We start from the raw sequence: 20,773 nt of genomic DNA, 5'->3' as shown, positions 1-20,773 counted from the left end.
ATTTTAGGTATGTTACCGCTCAGAGAAAGTTACGAAAAGCAAGATATTATTTTTGAAAAAATAGAAAAATTATAAACTGGAAGGTAATAAAATAAATGTCTATGTCTTCGAAAGAATTTAGGAAATTAAATGAATTCCTTGATTCATACATTAAATTACGTCAGAAAGTGTTTGGTTGGTCTCTTTAATGGTAAAGATAAATAGAAAAGATAAAGCAAAGATTACTAATATAGAAAGAGAAAGATACCATGGTCCTTTGATTACACATGGTGTCAGTTTAGGTTATATTAAATTATATCCATGGATTAGCTTACCAATTAGTTTATTTTTATATTTTGGTGGGGGCTATGAGGATAATATTGGCACTATTAAAGAAGTATTTCTTATATGCATTATTATTAATGTGACTAGTGCTTTTTTTGCTTGTTTTAACTCTTTAATCAATCGCTTTAAGTCGTTGACTTATATTTTAATTGCTTTAGTGTCCTGGACAGTACTGGTCTGCCTAACCTTTATCGGATTATTGATGTTCATCTCAAACGGAGATTCTATTAGTGCACGAACTGTCTATGATTCAGATTTGAGTCTATTTTATGTTATACCAATGTTGTTACTTTTTATCTTTGCTTGTGGCCTCTATGCTTGGTACTACCTCCCAAAGAATCAGGGGAAAGTCTGGGCTTTTAATCAAGTAAAAGAGGGAGATAGAAAGAAAACATGGTGGAATAATTTTGCTATAGCTTTTGCTGGGGCAACAATCATTCCTTCCCTCCTAACAGGCTATATTCAGAATGCCTTTGGTATTTTATTGGGAATTTTATTTACCTTGACTTTGCCAGCTGTTATGGTAGATGCGGTTTATGCAGCTATTTATATAAGGAAGCATCCGAAAAGTGATGAACTTATTTGAGGTATGTTTAGTAACTGACAAAAAGTTGAGTGGTGTTCCGAATATCTCCTATGTAGTTAAACATTTATAGCGTTTATATTCTAAAACTTTGCTAAGGCAGAGAAATAATTTTTCTCTGCCTTTATTTTTTTATAAATTTGAAAGCGCTTCATTGACAAAGTCTGCCAGATAGTTTATAATATAATAACAGTATAGAAAATGGCAAGGAAGCCTGATTTGATCGCAATGAAGCGAGTGTTTCAGAATCAAAGGGTTTTTCTATGCCATTTTTTTGCGCACTATTATTTTTTATGGAGGATTGTTTCTATGCGGACAAAAGGAATTGTGCTGCTTTGTAGTTTGGCTTTGCTTCTGGGAGCTTGTCAAGCGGGGAATAATAAGACGACGACGGAGTCATCCTCGGCTAAGACAGAGACAACGGATAAGGACAAGGCTAAGACTTTGGATAAGGGCGTTTGGGAAGACAAGCTTTATGCCCGCCTGACTAAGCTCATCAAGGAGAATGGGAACACCAGCTCTAGCTATGATAAAAATAAAAAACCTTATGCCGTCTTTGACTGGGACAATACGACAGTCATTAACGACATCGGCGAAGCAACCTTTACCTATCAAATTGAAAATCTGGCCTTTAAGATGACGCCGGAAGAATTTGACCAAGCAGTGCGGACCAATATACCGAGCGACGATTTCGTTGAGGATTACCATAACAAAGATGGTGAGCCAGTAAACATCGACAAGATTGCAGCTGACTTGCTTTCTGACTACACAGCTATTTACAATAGCTATAAGGGAATGCAAGGGGACAAGTCTCTGGAAGAAGTCAAAAAGACTGATGAATACCAAGACTTTGCTGCTAAACTCCGCTATCTTTACGAAGCGATTGGTGACACCTTCAGTTCTGACATCAGCTATCCATGGGTGACCTACCTCTATGCAGGTATGACTTCTGAAGAAGTTCAAGCCCTATCTGAAAAGTCTATTGACCAGGCTCTTGAGGACAAGCTGACTTCTGAAACCTGGGAAAGTCCTGAAGGCTTGAAAGGTGAATCAGGCCAAGTCAGTGTAACCTTCAAGCGCGGTGTTCGCTCAGTCAAGGAAATGCAAAATCTCTACAAGACTCTGATGGCCAACGGCATTGATGTCTATATCTGCTCAGCGTCTTATATCGATGTGATTATCCCTTATGCTAGCAATTCTAAGTATGGCTACAATATTCCTAAAGAAAATGTTACTGGTATGCGCCTGAAAAAGGATGATAAGGGTGTGATTCAGCCGGAATACGATACCAACTATGCTCAGACTCAGGGTGAGGGCAAGACAGAGACCATCAAGAAGCTGATTGCTGTCAATCATGACAATCAAGAACCAATCCTGATTGCCGGCGACAGTAATGGTGACTATGCTATGCTCACGGACTTCCCTAAACTGCAAATGGGTATCATCTTCAATCTTTTGAGAGACCCTAGCAAGGGAATCGGTCTTTTGCAAACTAAGGCAATTGAAACTTACGGCCAGGAAGATGCCCTTTACTATCTGCAAGGCCGCGATGAAAATAAAGGTGTACTGCTCAACGGCAGGGAAACTATCAAACTAGATAGTAAGGAAGCCCAGCTAAGCAGATAGCAGGCAGTTCCCTGTCATAGAGAGGAATGGATGCAAAATATGAAAAAAATCATGTTTGTCGGTCCAGTCGGAGTGGGTAAGACTACTCTGACCCAGCGACTGAAAGGCTTGGAGCTAAGCTACTTTAAGACTCAGGCTATTGAGTTCTATGATGCCATCATTGACACGCCTGGAGAATTTCTCCAGCATCGTAAGTATTATAATGCTCTGAACGTGACAGCAACAGAAGCTGATGTGATTGGTCTCTTGGTGGCGGCTTCCAATCAGATGCAGACCTTTCCTCAGGGTTTTTCTTCCCTCTTCAATAAAGAAGTGATTGGCATTGTTACCAAGATTGATATGGCTGAACAGCCGGAGCAAATCGAAAAAGCACGGCGGCAGCTGAAAGCGGCTGGAGCCAAGGAAATTTTTGAAATATCAGCGACGGAAAACGAAGGAATTGACCGTCTCCAGGCTTATCTGGAGTCAGACTAGGGACGAGAAGTCGAATATGGTATACTAGATTCTAACAAGGAAACGAGGAAGGAATGTCTATTTATGAAAGTAGAGCACGGAGGAAATGCGGCAGCTTTGGCTGAGGAATTTGGTTTTTCTCTAGAAGACTGTCTGGATTTCAGTGCCAATATCAACCCTTTGGGGATTTCTCCAAAGCTGAGAGCTTGTCTGACCGAGTCCATTGATTGGCTGGTTCATTATCCAGACATCAGCTACAGCCGCTCCAGAGAGCTTTTGGCACATCATCATGGCCTAGAAAAGGACAAGGTCCTGTTGGCAAATGGTGCGGTAGAAGTCTTTTATGAGCTGGCCCGCTTCTTGCGCCCAAAGACTGTCCTGACTCTGAGCCCTACTTTCATGGAATATGAAAAAGCCTTTTCGCAAGTGCAGGCCAAGGTGGAGCGCTTTAGCCTTCCTTCTCCATCCTATGAGTGGAATCTTGCTGACATGTTGCCGGCCTTGGATTTACTGACTGCAGGAGACGCTGTGCTCATCTGCAATCCCAATAATCCGACGGGCACCTTGATTCGGCGTACTGAGTTAGAAAAGCTAGCTGAGGACCTGCTGGAGCGGCAAATCTTTTTGATACTGGATGAGGCTTTTATGGACTTTCTGGACGATGAGGAGGCCTATAGCTTCGTCTCATGTCTGGCTGCCTATCCAAATGCAGTAGTGGTGCGGTCTCTGACTAAGTTTTATGCCATTCCTGGTCTGAGATTGGGCTATGCTCTTAGCTGCCATCCAACTTGCTTTGATGAGATAGAGGGGAGCCGCGCTCCTTGGTCGGTCAATGCTATGGCGGATCGCGCCCTGCCTGTCCTTTTGGGGGATCAGGCCTATCAGCAAGCTACCAAGCAGTGGCTTCGAGTAGAAAGAGATTTCCTTTTTCAAGGGCTGACTGCATTTTCACAGATTCGGCCGGTCAAGCCTAGTGTCAACTATATCTTCTTTGAGTATCTAGGTCGGCTGGACCTGCGTCAGGAGCTTCGGCAGAGAAAGATTTTCATCCGTTCCTGTCAAAATTATCATGATCTGACAGACCGGCATTACCGCATAGCCATCCGCAGCCATCAGGAAAATGAACAGCTTCTGGCTTGTCTGACAGAGGTCTTGGCGAAAGAGGCAGCTTATGACTAAGGGCATCGTTTCCTGTCCAGGTTCCTGCGGTGAGTTATTTCAAGGTTTAGTAGGAGAGCAGGAGGTTCTGCTCTCCTATGGGATTGAGAAGCGAAGTCGAGTGAGATTGGATGGAGCTTCTTCTCTCGCAAGGCAAGCCCAAGGTGAAAAGGTAAGGCGAGCTTTGGAGCTCCTGCCTGTGGCCAATGCTTTCTCTTTTGTTCAGGAGTCAGACCTGCCTATCAGCAAGGGCTATTCTAGCAGCACAGCAGATATGGTTAGCTGCTTGCAGGCAGCTGCTCTGGGGCAGAAGCAGCCTCTAAAGGCAGCGGATTTGACGCGTCTCTGTGCCAAGATTGAGCCTACTGACTCGGTGGCTTTTGCGGACTGGACGGTCATTAATCCCCTGACTGGTCAAGTGGTCTGGCAGACAGACTGGCGACCGGAGCTCTATGTTTATATCTTGGAGCCTGTGGAGATGGTGACTACCCTTGACTTGGTTCGGATGAAGGACAGTCCTAGCTATCCGGCTGAGGAATCCAAGCGCTTGCTTCCTCTCTTTCAGGAAGCTTGTCAGGAGAAGAGTCTGGAAAAACTTGGCCATTTGGCGACCTATAGTGCTTTGTTGAATAACAAACGGCTACCCAAGCCCTACCTGAAAGAATTACTGAATTTGGTAAAAGAATACCAGTGTTTAGGCCTCAATGTTGCCCATAGTGGTACATTGGTTGGTCTGTTGCTGAGCAGGGAACAGCTAGAAGTCTTGCCTCAGTTAGAGGCTGAACTAGCTCGCTCAGCCAGTGGGGCTTATTATCAGACTCGGACCTTGAGCAGGATTATTTTTGAAGGGGTGCAGCCGGTCAGGGAGGAGACAGACTAGTTTGAAAGACTTAGAAAAAATTATTGAGCAGATTCTTCCGATAGACAGAGACAAACTTCAAGAAGGCCAGAGCTACTGTGATCAGCTAGGAAAGCCGCCAGGTTCCTTGGGAAAGCTCGAGACTATCTATGCTCGCTTGCATGCCATGTTTTCTGGTCCCATTGATTTGGAGAAGAAGATTGTCCTCGTCTACGTAGCGGATAATGGCATCGTGGCTGAAGGCGTTTCAGCCAATCCTCAGGAAACGACCTATACTGTTGCTCGTAATATTCTAGCAGGGAAATCAGGCCTGTGCGCTATTTCCAAACATGCAGGTTCAGACATCTGCCTAGTAGACATTGGCTGCAAGAAGGATATTTTTGAGGAAAATAAGGACAAGGTCTGTCATGGGACGCGTAACATGCTCAAGGAGCCGGCCATGGCCCGCGAGCAGGCTATAGCGGCAATTCTAGTCGGCTACAAGAAGACAGAGGCCTTGATTAAAGACGGCTATCGTCTCTTTGGAACAGGAGAAATGGGGATTGGCAACACCACCACCTCAGCTGCTGTTATTGCTGCAGTTCTCGGTCTTAAAGCAGAAGACGTCACAGGCTATGGAGCTGGTCTGACTCAGGATATGAAGGCTCATAAAACTGCCGTTATCCAGCAGTGTTTGGATCGTCACGCTCCTTATGGAGATATTCTGGATCTGACCGCTAAGCTCGGTGGGCTAGATATGCTGGCGATGGCAGGCACTCATCTCGCCTGTGCCAGCTATCAGCTGCCTTGTGTAGTGGACGGTCTTATCTCTCTAACGGGGCTTCTGATTGCCCATCAGCTGACTCCTCATGTCTTGGACTATACCTTTGCTTCCCATGCTTCGACGGAGCCTGCTTACAAACTGGTCAGTGACTTTCTAGGACTGGAGCCTATGCTTTTGCTGGACATGCGGTTGGGTGAAGGCTCGGGCTGTCCTTTGGCTTTCTTTCTGCTGGAAAATGCTGTCTACACCATGGAGCACATGCCAACCTTTGCAGAAGGCAGCTTGAAAGAAGAAGATTATGTTGATATTCGCAAAAATGTGACTTAAAGGAGGAAAAATATGCAACTCTATACAAAAACAGGTGACAAGGGCTTGACCAAGCTAGTTGGCGGTCAAAGTGTCGCCAAGGATGCAGAACGGGTTAATGCTTACGGAACTATTGATGAGCTGAACTCTTGGATTGGTTATACTATTACCAAGCTGAACAAGGATGATAAGCTGAGAGATGAGCTACTCCAGCTGCAGCATTATCTCTTTGACTGTGGTTCAGACCTCTCTACTCCTAAGGGAGTTTACCCTTATAAGGTCGATCAGCAGCTGATTGACTGGATTGAGGAGAGGATTGATACCTACGCAGAAATTCCACCAGCTTTGGAAAGGTTTATCCTGCCGGGCGGTGACGAGATTGCTTCCATGATTCATGTGGCTCGGACCATTGCAAGACGGGCAGAGCGTCATATCGTAGGGGCTATGTGGACTACAGAAATTAACAATAATGTCCTGATTTTTGTCAACCGTCTATCAGATTACTTCTTTGCCTTGGCTCGAGTAATCAACTTTACTAAAAATCAAGAAGACATCGCCTATGAAAGAGGTGCTAAGGTCTTCCACAATATCACCAAGGCAGATGTTGAGCGTTGGGCAAGCAAACGCCAGTGACAAAAAGAAACAGAAAAAGTTCTGTCTTTCCAAATTGACTTTACCAAGTCTTGGAAGGACAGAACTTATTTTAATCTTCTAAAAAAGAAAGCCGCCTATACATCATTGTATCTTCATGCTAAGCTTCGTTGATTAGCACTAGCTTTCCAATTATTGACTCTGCTCCTTTGCAGAAAGACAAGTGAAACCTCATCTTTAGAAAATTAACGTACTTAAACGTAGAGTCAATAATGGAAACTAAGCTAAAATGTTTGTTCCAAACTGACATCACTACCTTACATCGAGGCATGAAATCTACTAAAATTTAAGAATAAAGACCTGACTTAAAGCTGAAAAGCTTATCACAGTGGCGGGACCGCGCTGGATTTGCACCAGACTTCCATACCCTTAAAAGTACTAAAATCAATTTCCTAGTAACTAAATTGTAACACCTTTCACAGGGAATTACAAGGAAAATGAACTAAATTTTAATAAAAATTTAATTCTTCAAATAAACTTGGCTTTGTAAGGAGATTCGGCAGTAAAAATTTCTTATATTAATGACTTTTTCATTGCCTTGAAAGCGCTTTTGTGTTATAATTCAATATAGTACAAAGGGGTACTGAAGATAAATAAGCAATGAAGCTATATGAAAATGCTGTGACGTGTGTAGGGGAGCAGTCTTATTTTCATATAGTTTCTTTTTGTTTAAAAATAGATACAACAGAAAGGAGAAAAGATGTATAAGATTTCCTATAAGACTGAATTGCATGTGGGAAAAGGCGCTCTGCAGCAATTAAGCCATTATAAAAACGAGCATATTCTAGTCGTTGCCGATCCTTTTTTGAAGACATCTGGCACGTTGGATGCCATTTTAGCCAACTTTGATGACAGCAATGACATTGTTGTTTTCACAGACATTGTGCCTGATCCGCCAATCGAAACGGTTGTGGCTGGTATCAAGAGTGCAGGAGACAAGCCAATCAGCATTGTGCTTTCTATTGGTGGCGGATCTGCCATTGATGCTTCCAAGGCTATGTATTATTTTGCCAAGAAGCAGGGTGCCTTCTCAGAGGCTATTCTCATCGCCATTCCTACAACAAGCGGAACTGGATCTGAAGTAACGTCCTTTTCTGTCATCACGGATGCAGAGAGAGGTACCAAATATCCTTTAGTGACCAAAGAAATCCTTCCGAATGTAGCTATCTTAGATGCGGATTTGGTTCTGTCACTTCCTGGTAACATCACGGCTGACACTGGAATGGATGTACTGACCCATGCCATTGAAGCTTATGTATCGACCAAGGCTACGGACTTCTCTGATGCCTTGGCTGAAAAGGCAATTAAGCTGGTCTTTGAATACCTGCCTAAAGCCTACAAAAATGGTCAGGATGTAGAAGCGCGTGAAAAGATGCATGCAGCATCCACTCTGGCTGGTATGGCCTTTAACACAGCTTCTTTGGGTATCAATCACAGTCTGGCACATGCGGCAGGAGCTAAGTTCCATGTACCTCATGGTCGTTTAAACAGTATTTTAATGCCCCATGTCATTCAGTATAATGCTGGTATCGAATTCAACAATCGGAACCGGCAGGCGACAGACAAGACTGTAGCAAGTCGCTATCAGGATATTGCCAAACTACTGGGATGCAGTGCTTCAAGCCCTGTGTCAGGAGTGAGACAGCTGGTTGAAGCTATCAAGAAGCTGCAGAGAAAGTTGGAGATGCCAACTTCTCTCAGAGAATATGGTGTGAAAGCAGATGCTTTTGCTCAGTACAAGGTAGAAATTTCAGAAGCTGCTCTGCATGATGGCTGTACTCCGACTAACCCTCGCGTCCCTACGGCAGAAGAACTGCTTAAAGTATTAGAGAAAGCGTTTTAATCCTCTGAATTGCTGTTATGCCAAAATTATTGTATAATGATTAAGAGCGTGCAGTACACTTCTGAAGGTTTAAAATCATGAAGAAGGTTTACTAAATTGGAAGAAAAACAAAGAATGATACAGGAATACGTTCCTGGGAAACAAGTGACCTTGGCGCACCTTATCGCTAATCCTGATGAAGTCATTTTTGAAAAATTGGGATTGCAGGCAGAAATCAAGGATGCGATTGGAATCTTGACGATCACTCCGAGTGAAGCGGCTATCATTGCGGTTGATATTGCGACCAAGGCTGCGGATGTTCAAGTTGGTTTTGTGGATCGTTTCAGCGGCTCTGTCGTGATGACAGGTGACATTTCTTCTGTTGAGGCAGCTCTCATTGCCGTTTTACAAGGTCTGGAAGAGATTTTGGGCTTCTCCAGCACTGTCGTAACACGGACATAAAAAATCAAACTGTCGAGGGGAAGTATGAAAGGCAGAATACTAATTGTTGATGATGATCCAATTGTAAGATTAGATATCCGAAATATATTAGAAGCAGCTGATTATGAAGTGGTGGCTGAGGCATCCGATGGCTTTGAGGCTATTGATTTGTGCCAGAAATATCGTTGTGACTTGGTCATGATGGACATCAAGCTTCCGCTTTTGGATGGCCTGACAGCGGGTAAGAAGATACTCGAAGATGCGTTAGCCTACAGTGTGATTCTACTGTCAGCCTACAGTGATGAACACTATGTTCAAAAAGCTAAAACCAATGGGATTAGTGCTTACTTGGTTAAACCTTTGGATGCCAAGTCCTTGATTCCTATGGTAGAGGTCTGCATTGAGAAGGGGCGCCAGCTTCAGCAGATGTCCAATGAAATGGTCAAGCTGTCGAAAAAGATAGACGATCGGATTGTGATTGAAAAGGCCAAAGGCTTACTGATGGCTCGTGATCATTTGTCAGAGCCAGAGGCTTTCAAACGCATTCGGACAATTAGTATGCAAAAGAGAGTGCCGATGATTGAGATTGCTAAATTGCTGGTGCTCCAAGATGATGTGTAATGATGTATAAAGATAAGATAAAGCAGCTTTGTCAGGAACAGACAAATTTGGATGAGGCTGATATCGAGCATCTTGTCCAAGAGGCTGACGAATTATTGAAAAACTCAGCTTATGCCAATGAAGATGTCTTCATTGATGTAAAGAATATCTTTTCGGAACATGCCATTGTCATCTTTCACAAAAAACCGGAAAGCAAGCTCAGCTTGTACGAAAACTCGGTCGTAGGTGCTATGGCCTATCTGGAAAATGAGCCAGGTGTTATTCGGACCTTGGAGACGGGCGCTCCCTCGATAGGGCTTTCGGCCAGATCGCAGGAGGGCTTAGCCATCCATCAGACGGTCTTTCCGATAGTGAGAGAAGAGCGCGTCATTGGAACGCTGATTATCGAAAGAAATGCTCCCCAGACTTTACCAGACCACTTTTCTTTAGATAAAGAGGACGACGGTTTTGAGTTGCGGAGCACTCCTGAGATTTCAGCTCAAGAGCAGTTTGTTTTATTTGATCATATAGACGAAGCTTGTTTGGTCTTTGACCGGCAGGGCTATCTCAAGTATTTCAATCAAGCAGCTGCCGACTCTTATCGTCATAAGCTGGGCTATATGGACTCGATTGAGGGAATGCACTACAGCAATCTAGTCTTAGACAGTCTGACTTTTGAAGAAATCCAGCAACTGGGACCGCAAGCCCCTCAAGAAAAACCTCACCAAGTTGAGGTACATTATGGCACTTATTGCTTTTTGGTCAAACGCTATCTGCTGGCTGAGAGTGAAAATGTGGTCATGATCTGTAAGGATATTACAGACATCAAGGAAAAGGAAGCACAGCTCTTAACCCATACAACTACCATTCGTGAAATGAACCATCGGGTAAAGAATAACTTGCAAACCGTTGTTTCCTTGCTGCGACTACAGGCTCAGCAAAGTCCAGGAGCAGACACCAAAAAAGCTCTTAATGACAGTATGAATCGTGTGCTCTCCATAGCGGCGACTCACGAGCTCCTGTCTTCTCAGCAGGATGACAGCATTCAGATTGAGCATCTGCTGAAGAGAGTTATCGAAAATGTTCAGCGTTGTTTTTCCGGGCATAGGGAAATAACCCTTACCTATAGCCTGGAACCGGAACTCTGTCTCGATAGCAGCCGGGCCACTTCACTGGCGCTAATCGTCAATGAATTACTGCAGAACAGCTATGAACATGCTTTTAAGGACAAAAAAAATCCAGAAAAACCGCAAATCCGTTTGCAGGTTGGACTTAAAAATGATATAATAACTTTAAAAGTACTGGATAATGGTAGCGGTTACAATAAAGAGCATTCCTTTGAGAATCATCTGGGTCTACTCTTGGTGGAGCGCTTTGTCCAAGGAAAATTGTTTGGAACCTTGTCTATCCACTCAGACCATGAGGGAACGGCAACGACCATTCGTTTTAAAAAATAAATACTACCAGACTAACAATGATGTCAGTCGAAAAAAGCAATGACGCTTGAAGAATGTAAATGAACTCTGTTTGTTTGCATTGCTTTGAGCGTCTTTTTTTGGAGGTTTTTAGTATGTCAGATAAAATTTTGAGTGTGGGGCTCGATATCGGGACAGCCACTACACAGCTGATCTTGTCAGAGCTTACCATCGAGAATATTGCTTCTGTGTTTACTATTCCTCGTGTCTATATTACAGATAAAAAAGTTCTTTATAAAAGTGAAATTATCTTCACACCAATTTCGGATCAACTCTTGATCGAGGTGGATAAGATCAAAAACTTTGTTCTGAATGAATATGCGAAAGCAGGCATTCAGAAAAAAGATATTCAGATGGGAGCAGTCATCATTACTGGTGAGACGGCTCGCAAGGAAAATGCCAGTCAGGTGCTCCAAGCACTGAGTGGCTATGCTGGTGACTTTGTCGTTGCGACGGCTGGTCCAGATCTTGAAAGCATCATCGCTGGTAAAGGGGCCTGCAGCCATCAGTATTCTCAAGAGCATCATACATCAGTAGTCAATATTGATATTGGTGGGGGGACTTCCAATCTGGCAGTCTTCCGAGAAGGAGATGTGATTGATACAGGGTGTTTTGATATCGGAGGTCGGCTGATAAAGATGGATCCGCAGACCCAGCGGATTAGCTATATTGCTCCAAAACTGCAGACTATCATTGCAGAGCAGGGACTTCAGCTGGCAGTTGGTGAAACGGTCCATCGGGCTGATTTGGATCGGCTGATTCAAGAAATGGTCTCCGTATTAGAACAGTCTGTAGGAATTGACAATCACAGTCCTTACTATGAGCTTCTACAGACCAACCACGGTCTCAAGTTGAACTATGATCTCCACTGCGTATCTTTCTCTGGTGGTGTAGCTGATGGAATATACTTGGAAACGACCTCGGCGGATGATTTCCGCTATGGGGATATCGGTATCCTGCTTGGCAGGGCGCTGAGAAAATCCAAGATTTTTGATCAAAAGAAAGTCATCCAGTCAGCTGAGACCATCCGGGCAACCGTTGTTGGAGCGGGCAGCCATACGACTGATGTCAGCGGCAGCACCATTACCTACATCTCTGATATCCTCCCTATTAAGAACATTCCAGTTCTCAAACTGGCTGCTTCTGATGAGCATGAGGATAAGGAGGGGCTGCAGCAGATTATCAAGGACAAGGTGGCTTGGTTCACACTGGAAAATGAAGTCCAGCAGGTGGCTTTGGCAATCAATGGAGAAAAAAGCCCAAGCTTCGCCCGGGTTTTGGAATACGCAGAGGCTATTGTCAAGGGAATGAGAGAAAGCATTGAAAAGAAAATTCCGTTGCTAGTGGTGGTCAGAGAAGATATGGCCAAGGTTCTAGGCCAATGTCTCTTTGCTCAATTGCCTAAGGATTATCCATTTGTCTGCATTGACTCAGTGGATGTTCAAAATGGCGACTATATCGATATTGGTAATCCAGTCATTGAAGGATCGGTCTTACCGATTGTCGTGAAAACATTGGTGTTTAATTAAACTTTTATTTACACAAAGGAGGAAGTAATCCATGATTTTGAAAACAAAATTGTTTGGTCGGCTTTACGAATTTAAATCCGTAAAAGAAGTGCTGGCCAAAGCCAATGAGTACAAATCCGGGGATCAGCTAGCCGGAGTAGCAGCAGAATCTGCTGAAGAGCGTGTCGCTGCTAAGGTTGTACTAGCTCAGCTAAAACTGTCTGATTTGTTCAATAATCCAGTAGTTCCTTATGAAGAAGATGAGGTAACACGGATTATCATTGACGACGTCAATCTTCGTACTTACGAAAAGATTAAGAATTGGACAGTAGAAGAGCTGCGTGAATGGATCTTGGATAACAAGACTAAGAACGTGGACATTCAGTGGCTGTCTCGTGGGTTGACTTCTGAAATGGTAGCAGCGGTTGCTAAGTTGATGACCAACTTGGACTTGATTGTAGCTGCCAATAAGATTGTCATTACCAAACATGCCAATACAACGATTGGTATGCCGGGAACATTCTCTTCTCGTCTTCAGCCTAACCATACCACAGATGATCCAGACGGTATCATGGCTTCTACTATGGAAGGTTTTGCTTATGGATGTGGGGATGCTCTCTTAGGATTGAACCCAGTAGATGACTCAGTAGAAAGTACCAAACGCGTCTTGCATAAGTTTAACGACTTCATCGAAGAGTACAAGATTCCAACTCAGCACTGTGTGCTAGCTCACGTTACTACTCAGATTGAAGCTATGAATCAAGGTGCTCCGACAGGATTGGTCTTCCAATCTATCGCTGGATCTGAAAAAGGAAATGAAGCCTTTGGTTTTGATGCTAAAATCATTCAGGAAGCTTGGGATACAGCTCTGAAAGTGGGAACAGCTGCTGGACCGAATGTCATGTACTTTGAAACAGGTCAAGGTTCTGAACTTTCATCTGATGCTCACCATGGAGCAGACCAAGTGACTATGGAAGCTCGTTGTTATGGCTTCGCTAAACGCTTCGATCCATTCTTGGTAAATACCGTTGTTGGATTTATCGGACCTGAGTATCTCTACGATTCTAAGCAGGTTATCCGTGCTGGTTTGGAAGACCACTTCATGGGCAAACTGACTGGTATCTCAATGGGTTGTGATATCTGCTACACTAACCACATGAAAGCTGACCAAAACGACGCTGAAAATCTCTTGGTTCTTCTCGGAGCAGCTAATGTTAACTACATCATGGCGATTCCTCATGGTGACGATATCATGCTTAACTATCAAACAACTGGTTACCATGAAACAGCAACCATGCGTTCGCTTCTCAATAAACGTCCGATCAAGGAATTTGAAGAGTGGATGGAAAAGATGGGCTTGATGGAAGATGGTCACCTGACAGAAATCGGCGGAGACGGCTCCATCTTTATGAAATCAAATTAGCAAGGAGGAAATCATTGTGGATGAATTGCAATTAAAAGAAATGATTCGCTCATTGTTAAATGAGATGGGCGGCGACTCAGCTGTTAAAGAAACAGCAGCGACTGACCAGAACAAAGCAGAAAAACCTGTGGTTTCTCTGCAGGAAGAAGTCAAACAAGACACTTCAGTGATTGAAGATGGCATCATTCCGGATATAACAGAAGTAGATATCCAGGAACAGTTCTTAGTTCCGAATGCCATCAATGAAGAAGCTTACCGGAAGATTAAGAAATTTACTCCGGCACGTCTGGGCTTATGGCGGGCAGGTGATCGTTACAAGACACAAAGTGTTTTGCGTTTCCGTGCAGACCATGCGGCAGCTCAGGATGCGGTCTTCTCCTATGTTTCAGATGACTTTATCAAGGAAATGGGCTTCATCCCTGTACAGACCAAGGCGACTACTAAAGATGAATATTTGACACGTCCAGATTTTGGCCGGGTCTTCCCTGAAGATCAGCAGGCGATTATCAAGGAAAAATGCAAACCTAATGCTAAAGTTCAGATTGTCGTTGGTGATGGTCTTAGCTCATCAGCTATCGAGGCTAACGTCAAAGACTTCCTGCCAGCTCTGAAGCAAGGTCTGAAAATGTTCGGACTGGACTTTGGTGAAGTACTCTTTATCAAGCATGCTCGGGTTGCAGCTATGGACCAAATCGCAGAACTGACTGGAGCAGAAGTTGTCTGTATGCTGGTCGGTGAGCGTCCAGGTCTGGTAACAGCTGAGTCTATGAGTGCTTATCTGGCTTACAAGCCAACAGTTGGTATGCCAGAAGCGAAACGGACCGTTGTTTCCAATATTCATAAAGGCGGAACACCAGCCGTTGAAGCTGGAGCCTATGTAGCAGAAATCATTAAGAAGATTCTTGATAATAAGAAATCAGGAATTGATTTGAAATAATAGGAGGTAGTGGCTTTGAAAAATGATCGATTAGGTGCAAATGTATTAAGTGCCCTTCTGATTTCAAACGTGGATGCAGGTTTGGCAGCTTCTTTGGAGCTGAAACCACATCACAGAAGCCTGGGAATTATCACTTCTGACTGTGATGATGTCACTTATGTAGCCTTGGATGAAGCAACCAAGGCAGCAGATGTCGAAGTGGTCTATGCTCGCAGTATGTATGCTGGTGCAGGCAACGCTTCAACTAAGCTGGCTGGTGAAGTCATCGGTATCTTGGCTGGTCCAAACCCAGAAGAAGTTCGCAGCGGTCTGGATGTAGCAGTCTATGAAATCGAAAATGGGGCTAGCTTCTACAGTGCGAATGATGATGACAGTATTCCTTATTTTGCTCATTGTATCTCTCGTGCAGGTTCTTACCTGTCAGAGGGGGCTAATGCAGAAGAAGGAACAGCGATTGCTTACTTGATTGCTCCACCGGGTGAAGCTATGGTGGCACTGGATGCGGCTTTGAAAGCGGCTGATGTGCAGGTTGGAGCCTTCTACGGACCACCAAGTGAAACCAACTTTGCCGGCGGACTTCTGGTCGGATCACAGTCAGCATGCCGAGCTGCCTGCGACGCATTTGCGAATGCAGTTATCGCAGTAGCAAATGATCCTAAAAGTTATTGATTAGGAGTTGATTAAATGGCAGATAGAGCACTAGGTTTAATTGAAGTAAAAGGTTATCTAGGTGCTGTAGTTGCGGCAGATGCGGCTTTGAAGGCTGCCAATGTATCATTGCTTAATATTGAAACGGTCAAAGCTGGTTTGAATACGGTTCAATTGATAGGCGATGTCAGTGCAGTCCGCTCAGCGGTTGATGCAGCAGTTGAGTTGGTACAGGATAAACCTTACTATCTGGCCAGCCATGTAATTTCTAGGTTGGATAACCAGACAGACCTTCTCTTTGTACCAAAGAGAAACAGTAAAACAGCTAAAAAAGAGATTGCTTCTACGGCGGAAACAATCCCTTCAGAAAAAACCGAAGAAAAGCCTCAGCCTGTAAAGGAAACTAAGGCTGAACCAGCAGAGAAGCTTGAAGGAGAGACAAGGACCTACACCAGAGAAGAACTGGAAAAACTAAAAGTCGTCGAACTACGCAGCCTTGCCTATCATCAAGAAGGTATCCGTCTCAGCAAGAAAGAAATCAAATTTGCCAACAAGAAACTTCTCGTTGAGACTTTGATGGAAACAATAGGAGAGGAGTAATTGCGGATGTTTTTAGAAGATAAAGATTTGGTATCGATTCAGGAAGTAAGGAATTTGATTCGGGATGCAAAGAAAGCCCAAGCAGAACTTGCTAAAATGAGCCAAGAGCAAATTGATACCATTGTAAAAGTGGTAGCGAAAGCTTGTTATGATGAGCGTGAACGCCTAGCTAAAATGGCGGCTCAGGAAACTGGCTTTGGCCGCTGGGAAGACAAGGTGTTGAAAAATGCTCTTGCTTCCAAAGGTATTCTTGAAGAAATCAAGGATATGAAAACGGTTGGGGTTCTCAGCGAAGACAAGGAAAAGAAAGTCTTGGAAGTTGGAGTTCCAGTCGGTGTCATTGCTGGCTTGATTCCATCAACCAACCCGACCTCAACGGTTATGTATAAGGCTTTGATCGCTTTGAAGGCAGGAAACAGTATCGTCTTCTCTCCTCACCCAAATGCTCTTAAGTGTATTGAGGAAACGGTGGAAATCATCAAGAAAGCTGCTAAGTCAGCTGGATGTCCGGATGGAGCCATCAGTGCGATTCATCGGGTATCCATCGCAGCTACAAATGAGTTGATGCGACACAAGGATACAAATCTGATTTTGGCGACTGGTGGAAATGCCATGGTCAAAGCAGCTTACTCATCTGGTACACCAGCAATCGGTGTAGGTCCTGGTAATGGTCCAGCCTTCATCGAAAGAACAGCAGATGTGCCAAAAGCGGTTCGTCAGATTTTGGATTCTAAAACCTTTGACAATGGTGTGATTTGTGCATCTGAGCAGTCTATCATCGTCGAAGAAGATATGAAGGAAAAGGTTGTAGCAGAGTTCAAGAAACAAGGTGCTTACTTTGTTCCAGCAGAAGATGCTAAGAAACTAGGCTCCTTCATTATCCAGCCGAGTGGTGCAATGAATCCGAAGATGGTTGGTAAAACACCTCAGGTGATTGCTGAGTTAGCTGGTATTTCAGTTCCAGCTGATGCTCGGGTCTTGATTGCAGAAGAAACTGGCGTCGGTAAGCAGTATCCATATTCTATGGAAAAACTAGCTCCAGTCTTAGGCTTCTACACTGTCAAGGACTGGTTGGAAGCTTGTGAGCTGAGCATTAAGATCTTGCATCACGAAGGTGCAGGCCACACTCTTGCTATTCATAGTCAAAACGAAGAAATTATTCGTGAATTTGCACTGAAAAAACCAGTATCTCGTCTGCTGATCAATACGCCAGCAGCTCTGGGTGGTGTCGGTGCAACGACGGGTCTTTTCCCAGCCTTTACTTTGGGTTGTGGAGCTGTGGGTGGCAGCGCGACATCTGATAATGTCAGCCCGCTCAATCTCTTTAATATCCGTCGTGTAGCTTACGGTACATCAGAACTGTCAGACCTGCGACAAGCAGAAAATATGGCAGTGGAAGAACCAAAAGCAGTAGCAGTTGACGGATCAAACGAAGAAGAACTGGTAACCTTGTTGGTTCAACGCGTATTGGAAAAACTAAAATAGTCAATATTAAACATTAAAATTGGAGGATACAATCATGGCAAACGCAAATGCATTAGGAATGGTAGAAACAAGAGGACTTGTCGGCGCAATCGAAGCAGCTGATGCAATGGTCAAAGCCGCTAACGTAACTTTAGTTGGTAAAGAACAAGTCGGCGCTGGATTGGTAACAGTCTTGGTTCGTGGTGATGTCGGCGCAGTAAAAGCAGCGACAGATGCTGGAGCAGCTGCAGCTGAAAATGTTGGTGAATTGATTTCAGTTCACGTAATCCCACGTCCACACGCAGAAGTAGAAGTAATCTTGCCTCATCAAGAATAAGATTACAGACTTTCGGATAAAATTAAAAACAAGAAAATAATCGGAGGAAATAAACATGGCAAACGCAAATGCATTAGGAATGGTAGAAACAAAAGGACTCGTCGGCGCAATTGAAGCAGCTGATGCAATGGTCAAAGCCGCTAACGTAACTTTGATTGGTAAAGAACAAGTCGGTGCTGGTTTGGTAACTGTAATGGTTCGTGGTGATGTCGGCGCAGTCAAAGCAGCGACAGATGCTGGAGCAGCTGCAGCTGAAAATGTTGGTGAATTGATTTCAGTTCACGTAATTCCACGTCCACATGCTGAAGTGGAAGTCATTCTGCCCAAATAATCTGGGACAGATAAATATTTGCTGAAAGGGCCTGTATTGTAGCGTTTAGGCCTGATACAGGCCCTGAGGCAAATAGAATACTCAGTGAAAATGAAGCTTATGGGCAGCAGCCCGATACTAGACAGAAATATTGATTTTCGGAGAGTATCAGATTGATTTTCACAGAGTATCAACGGAGTAGAAGGATGTGAATACATGTCAGTTTTTACAGAAGCTAAGATTAGAAAGCTTTATAGAGAATCCGTTCTCGCTGATAACGGTGTCTTTGAATTAAACAAAGATGAAAAACTGACGCCAGCAGCCAGAGGTTTTCTCAATGATCACCATATTCGAATTATCTGTTCAGGTCAGACCAAAGGGAAAACAGACTCAGCTGCTGATGCTATCAGGGTGCCGATTACAAACCTTGAGGACTCTGCTGTGTATCCACGACTATTTAGACTGACTAAACTTTATACTTGCTTTTTGAAGAACCAGAGAGAATTGCATCAGGCTTTTCAGGATGAAAAGTGTGAGCAAGTTGGCCAACTATTGAACATAGTAGAACAAATCGTCGGCCATCATATTCTGGATGATATTTCTGATTACCAGACAGACCTGCCTAGCAATGCAGAATTGCAGGCCATTCGGGTCAGTCGACAGCTCGATCAAGAAACGGTTATGATGAGTTATCAGGAGCCGACTTGGCAGCTGAATTGCTATGAAACATATATCGAAACGACCCTCCTGCGCAAAGAATTGGAGCAGGCTGCTGATGGTGACAGAGATCAATTTGCTTGTAAGGTTTCTCAATTATTAAAATCAATTGAAGTCTTGCTCTGGTTGATAGCAAGCTAATAACAAGAGAAAGAAGAACAGCAATGACTTTAGAAAATTTGGTAAATAAAGTAATTGATAAAGTTCAGGAAGAATTGCAGGGGTCATTTGAGGTAGAAGCGAGCGGACGTCATGTCCATTTGAGTCAGGAAGATTTGGAAGCCTTGTTTGGTCCCAACTATCAATTAACAAAAGCAAAAGACCTATCACAGCCAGGCCAGTTCGCTAGTCAAGAAAGGCTGACGGTTGTCGGTCCAAAAGGCGCTTTTCACAATGTGGTCATTCTAGGACCTGTTCGCAAACATTCTCAGGTAGAAGTTTCCCTGACCGATTGTTTGCAGCTGGGTACCAAGGCACCCATTCGCGAAAGTGGCGATATTGAAGGAACACCGGGTGTTATCTTGGGTCATGGAGACAAGGCAGTTTGTCTGGATAAGGGCCTGATCGTAGCTAAGCGTCATGTTCATATGACACCGGAAGATGCCGAACGTCTGAATGTAAAAAATCACGAGATTGTACAAGTCAGAGTAGAAGGTGCTCGTCCGCTGATTTTTGACGATGTGGTTATCCGTGTTAGTCCCAAGTTTGCGACTTATATGCATATTGACTACGATGAAGCCAATGCTTGTGGTTTCAAAAAAGGAACACGCGGACGGATTATTAAAAAATAAGTCGTATGAGCAAATAAAAGGTAGGTAAAGAATGGAAAATCTAGATCATTTAGTAGATTTGATTACAGACCGCCTGATGGAAAAGTTGAAGAAAAAGCCTCAGAAACCCTCAGTATACGTCATTGGAGGCGATAAGATTCCTGATTTATTAGAAGGGGAAGGCTTTCAAGTTGTAAAAGATTCTTGCACAGCAGAGATTGTTGTTGTTGAGACACTTGGTTTTGATGCTTTTCTGAGACTCTCATCCCTTTGCCCTTTAGCGGTAGAGGAAGCAGTCATTTTAAAGAGTCTTTTGAAAGGCAAAAAAGTCCTCGTGTCGGACAGCACCTTTGCTATTCAACAGTACAAGCAATCTTCTAAAGTGCACTTGTATCAGGAACTGCAGGGACAGCGAGAAAAGCTGATTCGCTACGGTCTGCAATTTTATAAAGAAGGCCAGCTCTTAGCACTCCTAGAAAGCAATCAGGCTGAAGAGCCTCGTCCGGAAGTGAAACGGGCGGTGGCAGAAGGAGTCAGCCCGAAGACTAAAGCTCCGGGCAAGCCGGTTTTGCTGACAGAGAAGAGGCTGAGAGAGATGGGCTTGCCTGAAAGCGGAAGCTTTAAAATAGAAAAAGGAATGATTGTGACAGCCTTGGCGAGAGATTATCTAAAACGTCAAAAAATAGAAATCATAGAATAAAGGAGTGGGTAGAGATGTTTGTTGGTAAAGTAAAAGGAAGCCTTTGGGCGACTAGAAAAGACGAAAATTTAAATGGTTTGAAATTTTTAGTGGTCGAACGGCAGCTAAATGAACATCAAAGTGACCCAGCTCTGCTTATTGTGGCCGACTGCATCGGTGCAGGCGAAGGAGACCAAGTAATGGTAACCACTGGCAGTTCTGCCCGGATGAGCCTAAATAAGACGAATATCCCTGTGGATATGGTCGTTGTGGCTATCATTGACAAGGTTGACTATCACAGTGATGAAGAATATTAGAA

At 43.8% G+C, this 20,773-nt stretch carries 23 protein-coding genes and 1 riboswitch; all 23 genes read left to right on the top strand.

Going from position 1 to position 20,773, the window contains the following annotated elements; translation table 11 throughout:
- Window positions 1–187 precede the first annotated feature (187 nt).
- Window positions 188–910, top strand: a complete 723-nt coding sequence (locus O3620_RS02570; RefSeq protein WP_002919555.1) for a hypothetical protein — start codon at window positions 188–190, stop codon at window positions 908–910.
- Window positions 911–1,216: 306 nt separating this feature from the next.
- The gene (locus tag O3620_RS02565; RefSeq protein WP_032912989.1) at window positions 1,217–2,533 is read left to right on the top strand and encodes a phosphoserine phosphatase; all 1,317 of its coding nucleotides are present in this window, start codon (window positions 1,217–1,219) and stop codon (window positions 2,531–2,533) included.
- Between the two features lie 39 nt (window positions 2,534–2,572).
- Complete coding sequence (locus tag O3620_RS02560; protein WP_080558718.1) at window positions 2,573–3,007, top strand: EutP/PduV family microcompartment system protein; 435 nt, start codon at window positions 2,573–2,575, stop codon at window positions 3,005–3,007.
- A gap of 63 nt (window positions 3,008–3,070) precedes the next feature.
- Window positions 3,071–4,165 carry a threonine-phosphate decarboxylase CobD gene (gene cobD / locus O3620_RS02555; protein WP_002919551.1) on the top strand — a complete coding sequence of 365 codons (1,095 nt, stop codon included), beginning with the start codon at window positions 3,071–3,073 and terminating at the stop codon, window positions 4,163–4,165.
- Entirely contained in the window at window positions 4,158–5,024 is an 867-nt protein-coding gene (locus O3620_RS02550) for a hypothetical protein (RefSeq protein ID WP_002919550.1), read from the top strand. The genes cobD and O3620_RS02550 overlap by 8 nt, the downstream gene beginning before the upstream one ends.
- 1 nt (window position 5,025) lies before the next feature.
- A complete protein-coding gene (gene cobT, locus O3620_RS02545) occupies window positions 5,026–6,093 on the top strand; it encodes a nicotinate-nucleotide--dimethylbenzimidazole phosphoribosyltransferase (RefSeq protein ID WP_002919549.1) in 1,068 nt (355 codons plus the stop codon).
- A 12-nt stretch (window positions 6,094–6,105) separates the two neighbouring features.
- Window positions 6,106–6,705, top strand: a complete 600-nt coding sequence (locus O3620_RS02540) for a cob(I)yrinic acid a,c-diamide adenosyltransferase (protein ID WP_002919548.1) — start codon at window positions 6,106–6,108, stop codon at window positions 6,703–6,705.
- A gap of 259 nt (window positions 6,706–6,964) precedes the next feature.
- Window positions 6,965–7,113: riboswitch (adenosylcobalamin (AdoCbl) riboswitch) on the bottom strand.
- Between the two features lie 310 nt (window positions 7,114–7,423).
- Window positions 7,424–8,566, top strand: a complete 1,143-nt coding sequence (locus O3620_RS02535; protein ID WP_002919547.1) for a 1-propanol dehydrogenase PduQ — start codon at window positions 7,424–7,426, stop codon at window positions 8,564–8,566.
- A 96-nt stretch (window positions 8,567–8,662) separates the two neighbouring features.
- The gene (locus O3620_RS02530; RefSeq protein WP_371601394.1) at window positions 8,663–9,007 is read left to right on the top strand and encodes a BMC domain-containing protein; all 345 of its coding nucleotides are present in this window, start codon (window positions 8,663–8,665) and stop codon (window positions 9,005–9,007) included.
- Window positions 9,008–9,031: 24 nt separating this feature from the next.
- Window positions 9,032–9,607, top strand: a complete 576-nt coding sequence (locus O3620_RS02525) for an ANTAR domain-containing response regulator (protein WP_002902510.1) — start codon at window positions 9,032–9,034, stop codon at window positions 9,605–9,607.
- Complete coding sequence (locus O3620_RS02520) at window positions 9,607–11,043, top strand: sensor histidine kinase (protein ID WP_371601393.1); 1,437 nt, start codon at window positions 9,607–9,609, stop codon at window positions 11,041–11,043. The genes O3620_RS02525 and O3620_RS02520 overlap by 1 nt, the downstream gene beginning before the upstream one ends.
- Window positions 11,044–11,156: 113 nt before the next feature.
- On the top strand, window positions 11,157–12,590 hold the full coding sequence (gene eutA / locus O3620_RS02515; RefSeq protein WP_371601392.1) for an ethanolamine ammonia-lyase reactivating factor EutA: 1,434 nt from the start codon (window positions 11,157–11,159) through the stop codon (window positions 12,588–12,590).
- A gap of 31 nt (window positions 12,591–12,621) precedes the next feature.
- Window positions 12,622–13,992 (top strand): ethanolamine ammonia-lyase subunit EutB, encoded by a 1,371-nt coding sequence (locus O3620_RS02510; RefSeq protein ID WP_002903902.1) that lies wholly within the window; start codon window positions 12,622–12,624, stop codon window positions 13,990–13,992.
- Between the two features lie 16 nt (window positions 13,993–14,008).
- A complete protein-coding gene (gene eutC, locus O3620_RS02505) occupies window positions 14,009–14,929 on the top strand; it encodes an ethanolamine ammonia-lyase subunit EutC (RefSeq protein WP_371601391.1) in 921 nt (306 codons plus the stop codon).
- Window positions 14,930–14,944: 15 nt separating this feature from the next.
- Window positions 14,945–15,598, top strand: coding sequence for an ethanolamine utilization microcompartment protein EutL (gene eutL / locus O3620_RS02500; protein ID WP_009659835.1), 654 nt, complete (start codon window positions 14,945–14,947; stop codon window positions 15,596–15,598).
- Between the two features lie 15 nt (window positions 15,599–15,613).
- Window positions 15,614–16,177 carry a BMC domain-containing protein gene (locus O3620_RS02495; RefSeq protein WP_371601390.1) on the top strand — a complete coding sequence of 188 codons (564 nt, stop codon included), beginning with the start codon at window positions 15,614–15,616 and terminating at the stop codon, window positions 16,175–16,177.
- Between the two features lie 6 nt (window positions 16,178–16,183).
- A complete protein-coding gene (locus O3620_RS02490) occupies window positions 16,184–17,662 on the top strand; it encodes an acetaldehyde dehydrogenase (acetylating) (protein WP_002901059.1) in 1,479 nt (492 codons plus the stop codon).
- Window positions 17,663–17,696: 34 nt separating this feature from the next.
- Window positions 17,697–17,978: a propanediol utilization microcompartment protein PduA gene (gene pduA / locus O3620_RS02485; RefSeq protein ID WP_002898203.1), complete on the top strand. Its 282-nt coding sequence runs from the start codon at window positions 17,697–17,699 to the stop codon at window positions 17,976–17,978.
- A gap of 55 nt (window positions 17,979–18,033) precedes the next feature.
- Window positions 18,034–18,309 carry a propanediol utilization microcompartment protein PduA gene (pduA, locus tag O3620_RS02480; RefSeq protein WP_002896373.1) on the top strand — a complete coding sequence of 92 codons (276 nt, stop codon included), beginning with the start codon at window positions 18,034–18,036 and terminating at the stop codon, window positions 18,307–18,309.
- Window positions 18,310–18,504: 195 nt separating this feature from the next.
- Window positions 18,505–19,146: a hypothetical protein gene (locus O3620_RS02475; protein ID WP_371601389.1), complete on the top strand. Its 642-nt coding sequence runs from the start codon at window positions 18,505–18,507 to the stop codon at window positions 19,144–19,146.
- A 23-nt stretch (window positions 19,147–19,169) separates the two neighbouring features.
- A complete protein-coding gene (gene eutD, locus O3620_RS02470; RefSeq protein WP_371601388.1) occupies window positions 19,170–19,796 on the top strand; it encodes an ethanolamine utilization phosphate acetyltransferase EutD in 627 nt (208 codons plus the stop codon).
- 31 nt (window positions 19,797–19,827) lie between these two features.
- Window positions 19,828–20,475 (top strand): ethanolamine utilization protein, encoded by a 648-nt coding sequence (locus O3620_RS02465; protein WP_371601387.1) that lies wholly within the window; start codon window positions 19,828–19,830, stop codon window positions 20,473–20,475.
- A 14-nt stretch (window positions 20,476–20,489) separates the two neighbouring features.
- Entirely contained in the window at window positions 20,490–20,771 is a 282-nt protein-coding gene (locus tag O3620_RS02460) for a EutN/CcmL family microcompartment protein (RefSeq protein WP_002896356.1), read from the top strand.
- Window positions 20,772–20,773: the final 2 nt, after the last annotated feature.

The organism is Streptococcus sp. 27098_8_134 (assembly GCF_041431675.1).
Lineage (GTDB): Bacteria > Bacillota > Bacilli > Lactobacillales > Streptococcaceae > Streptococcus > Streptococcus sanguinis_R.
Note: the sequence above shows the minus strand (reverse complement) of the source record. Positions and strands in the feature narration are given on the sequence as shown.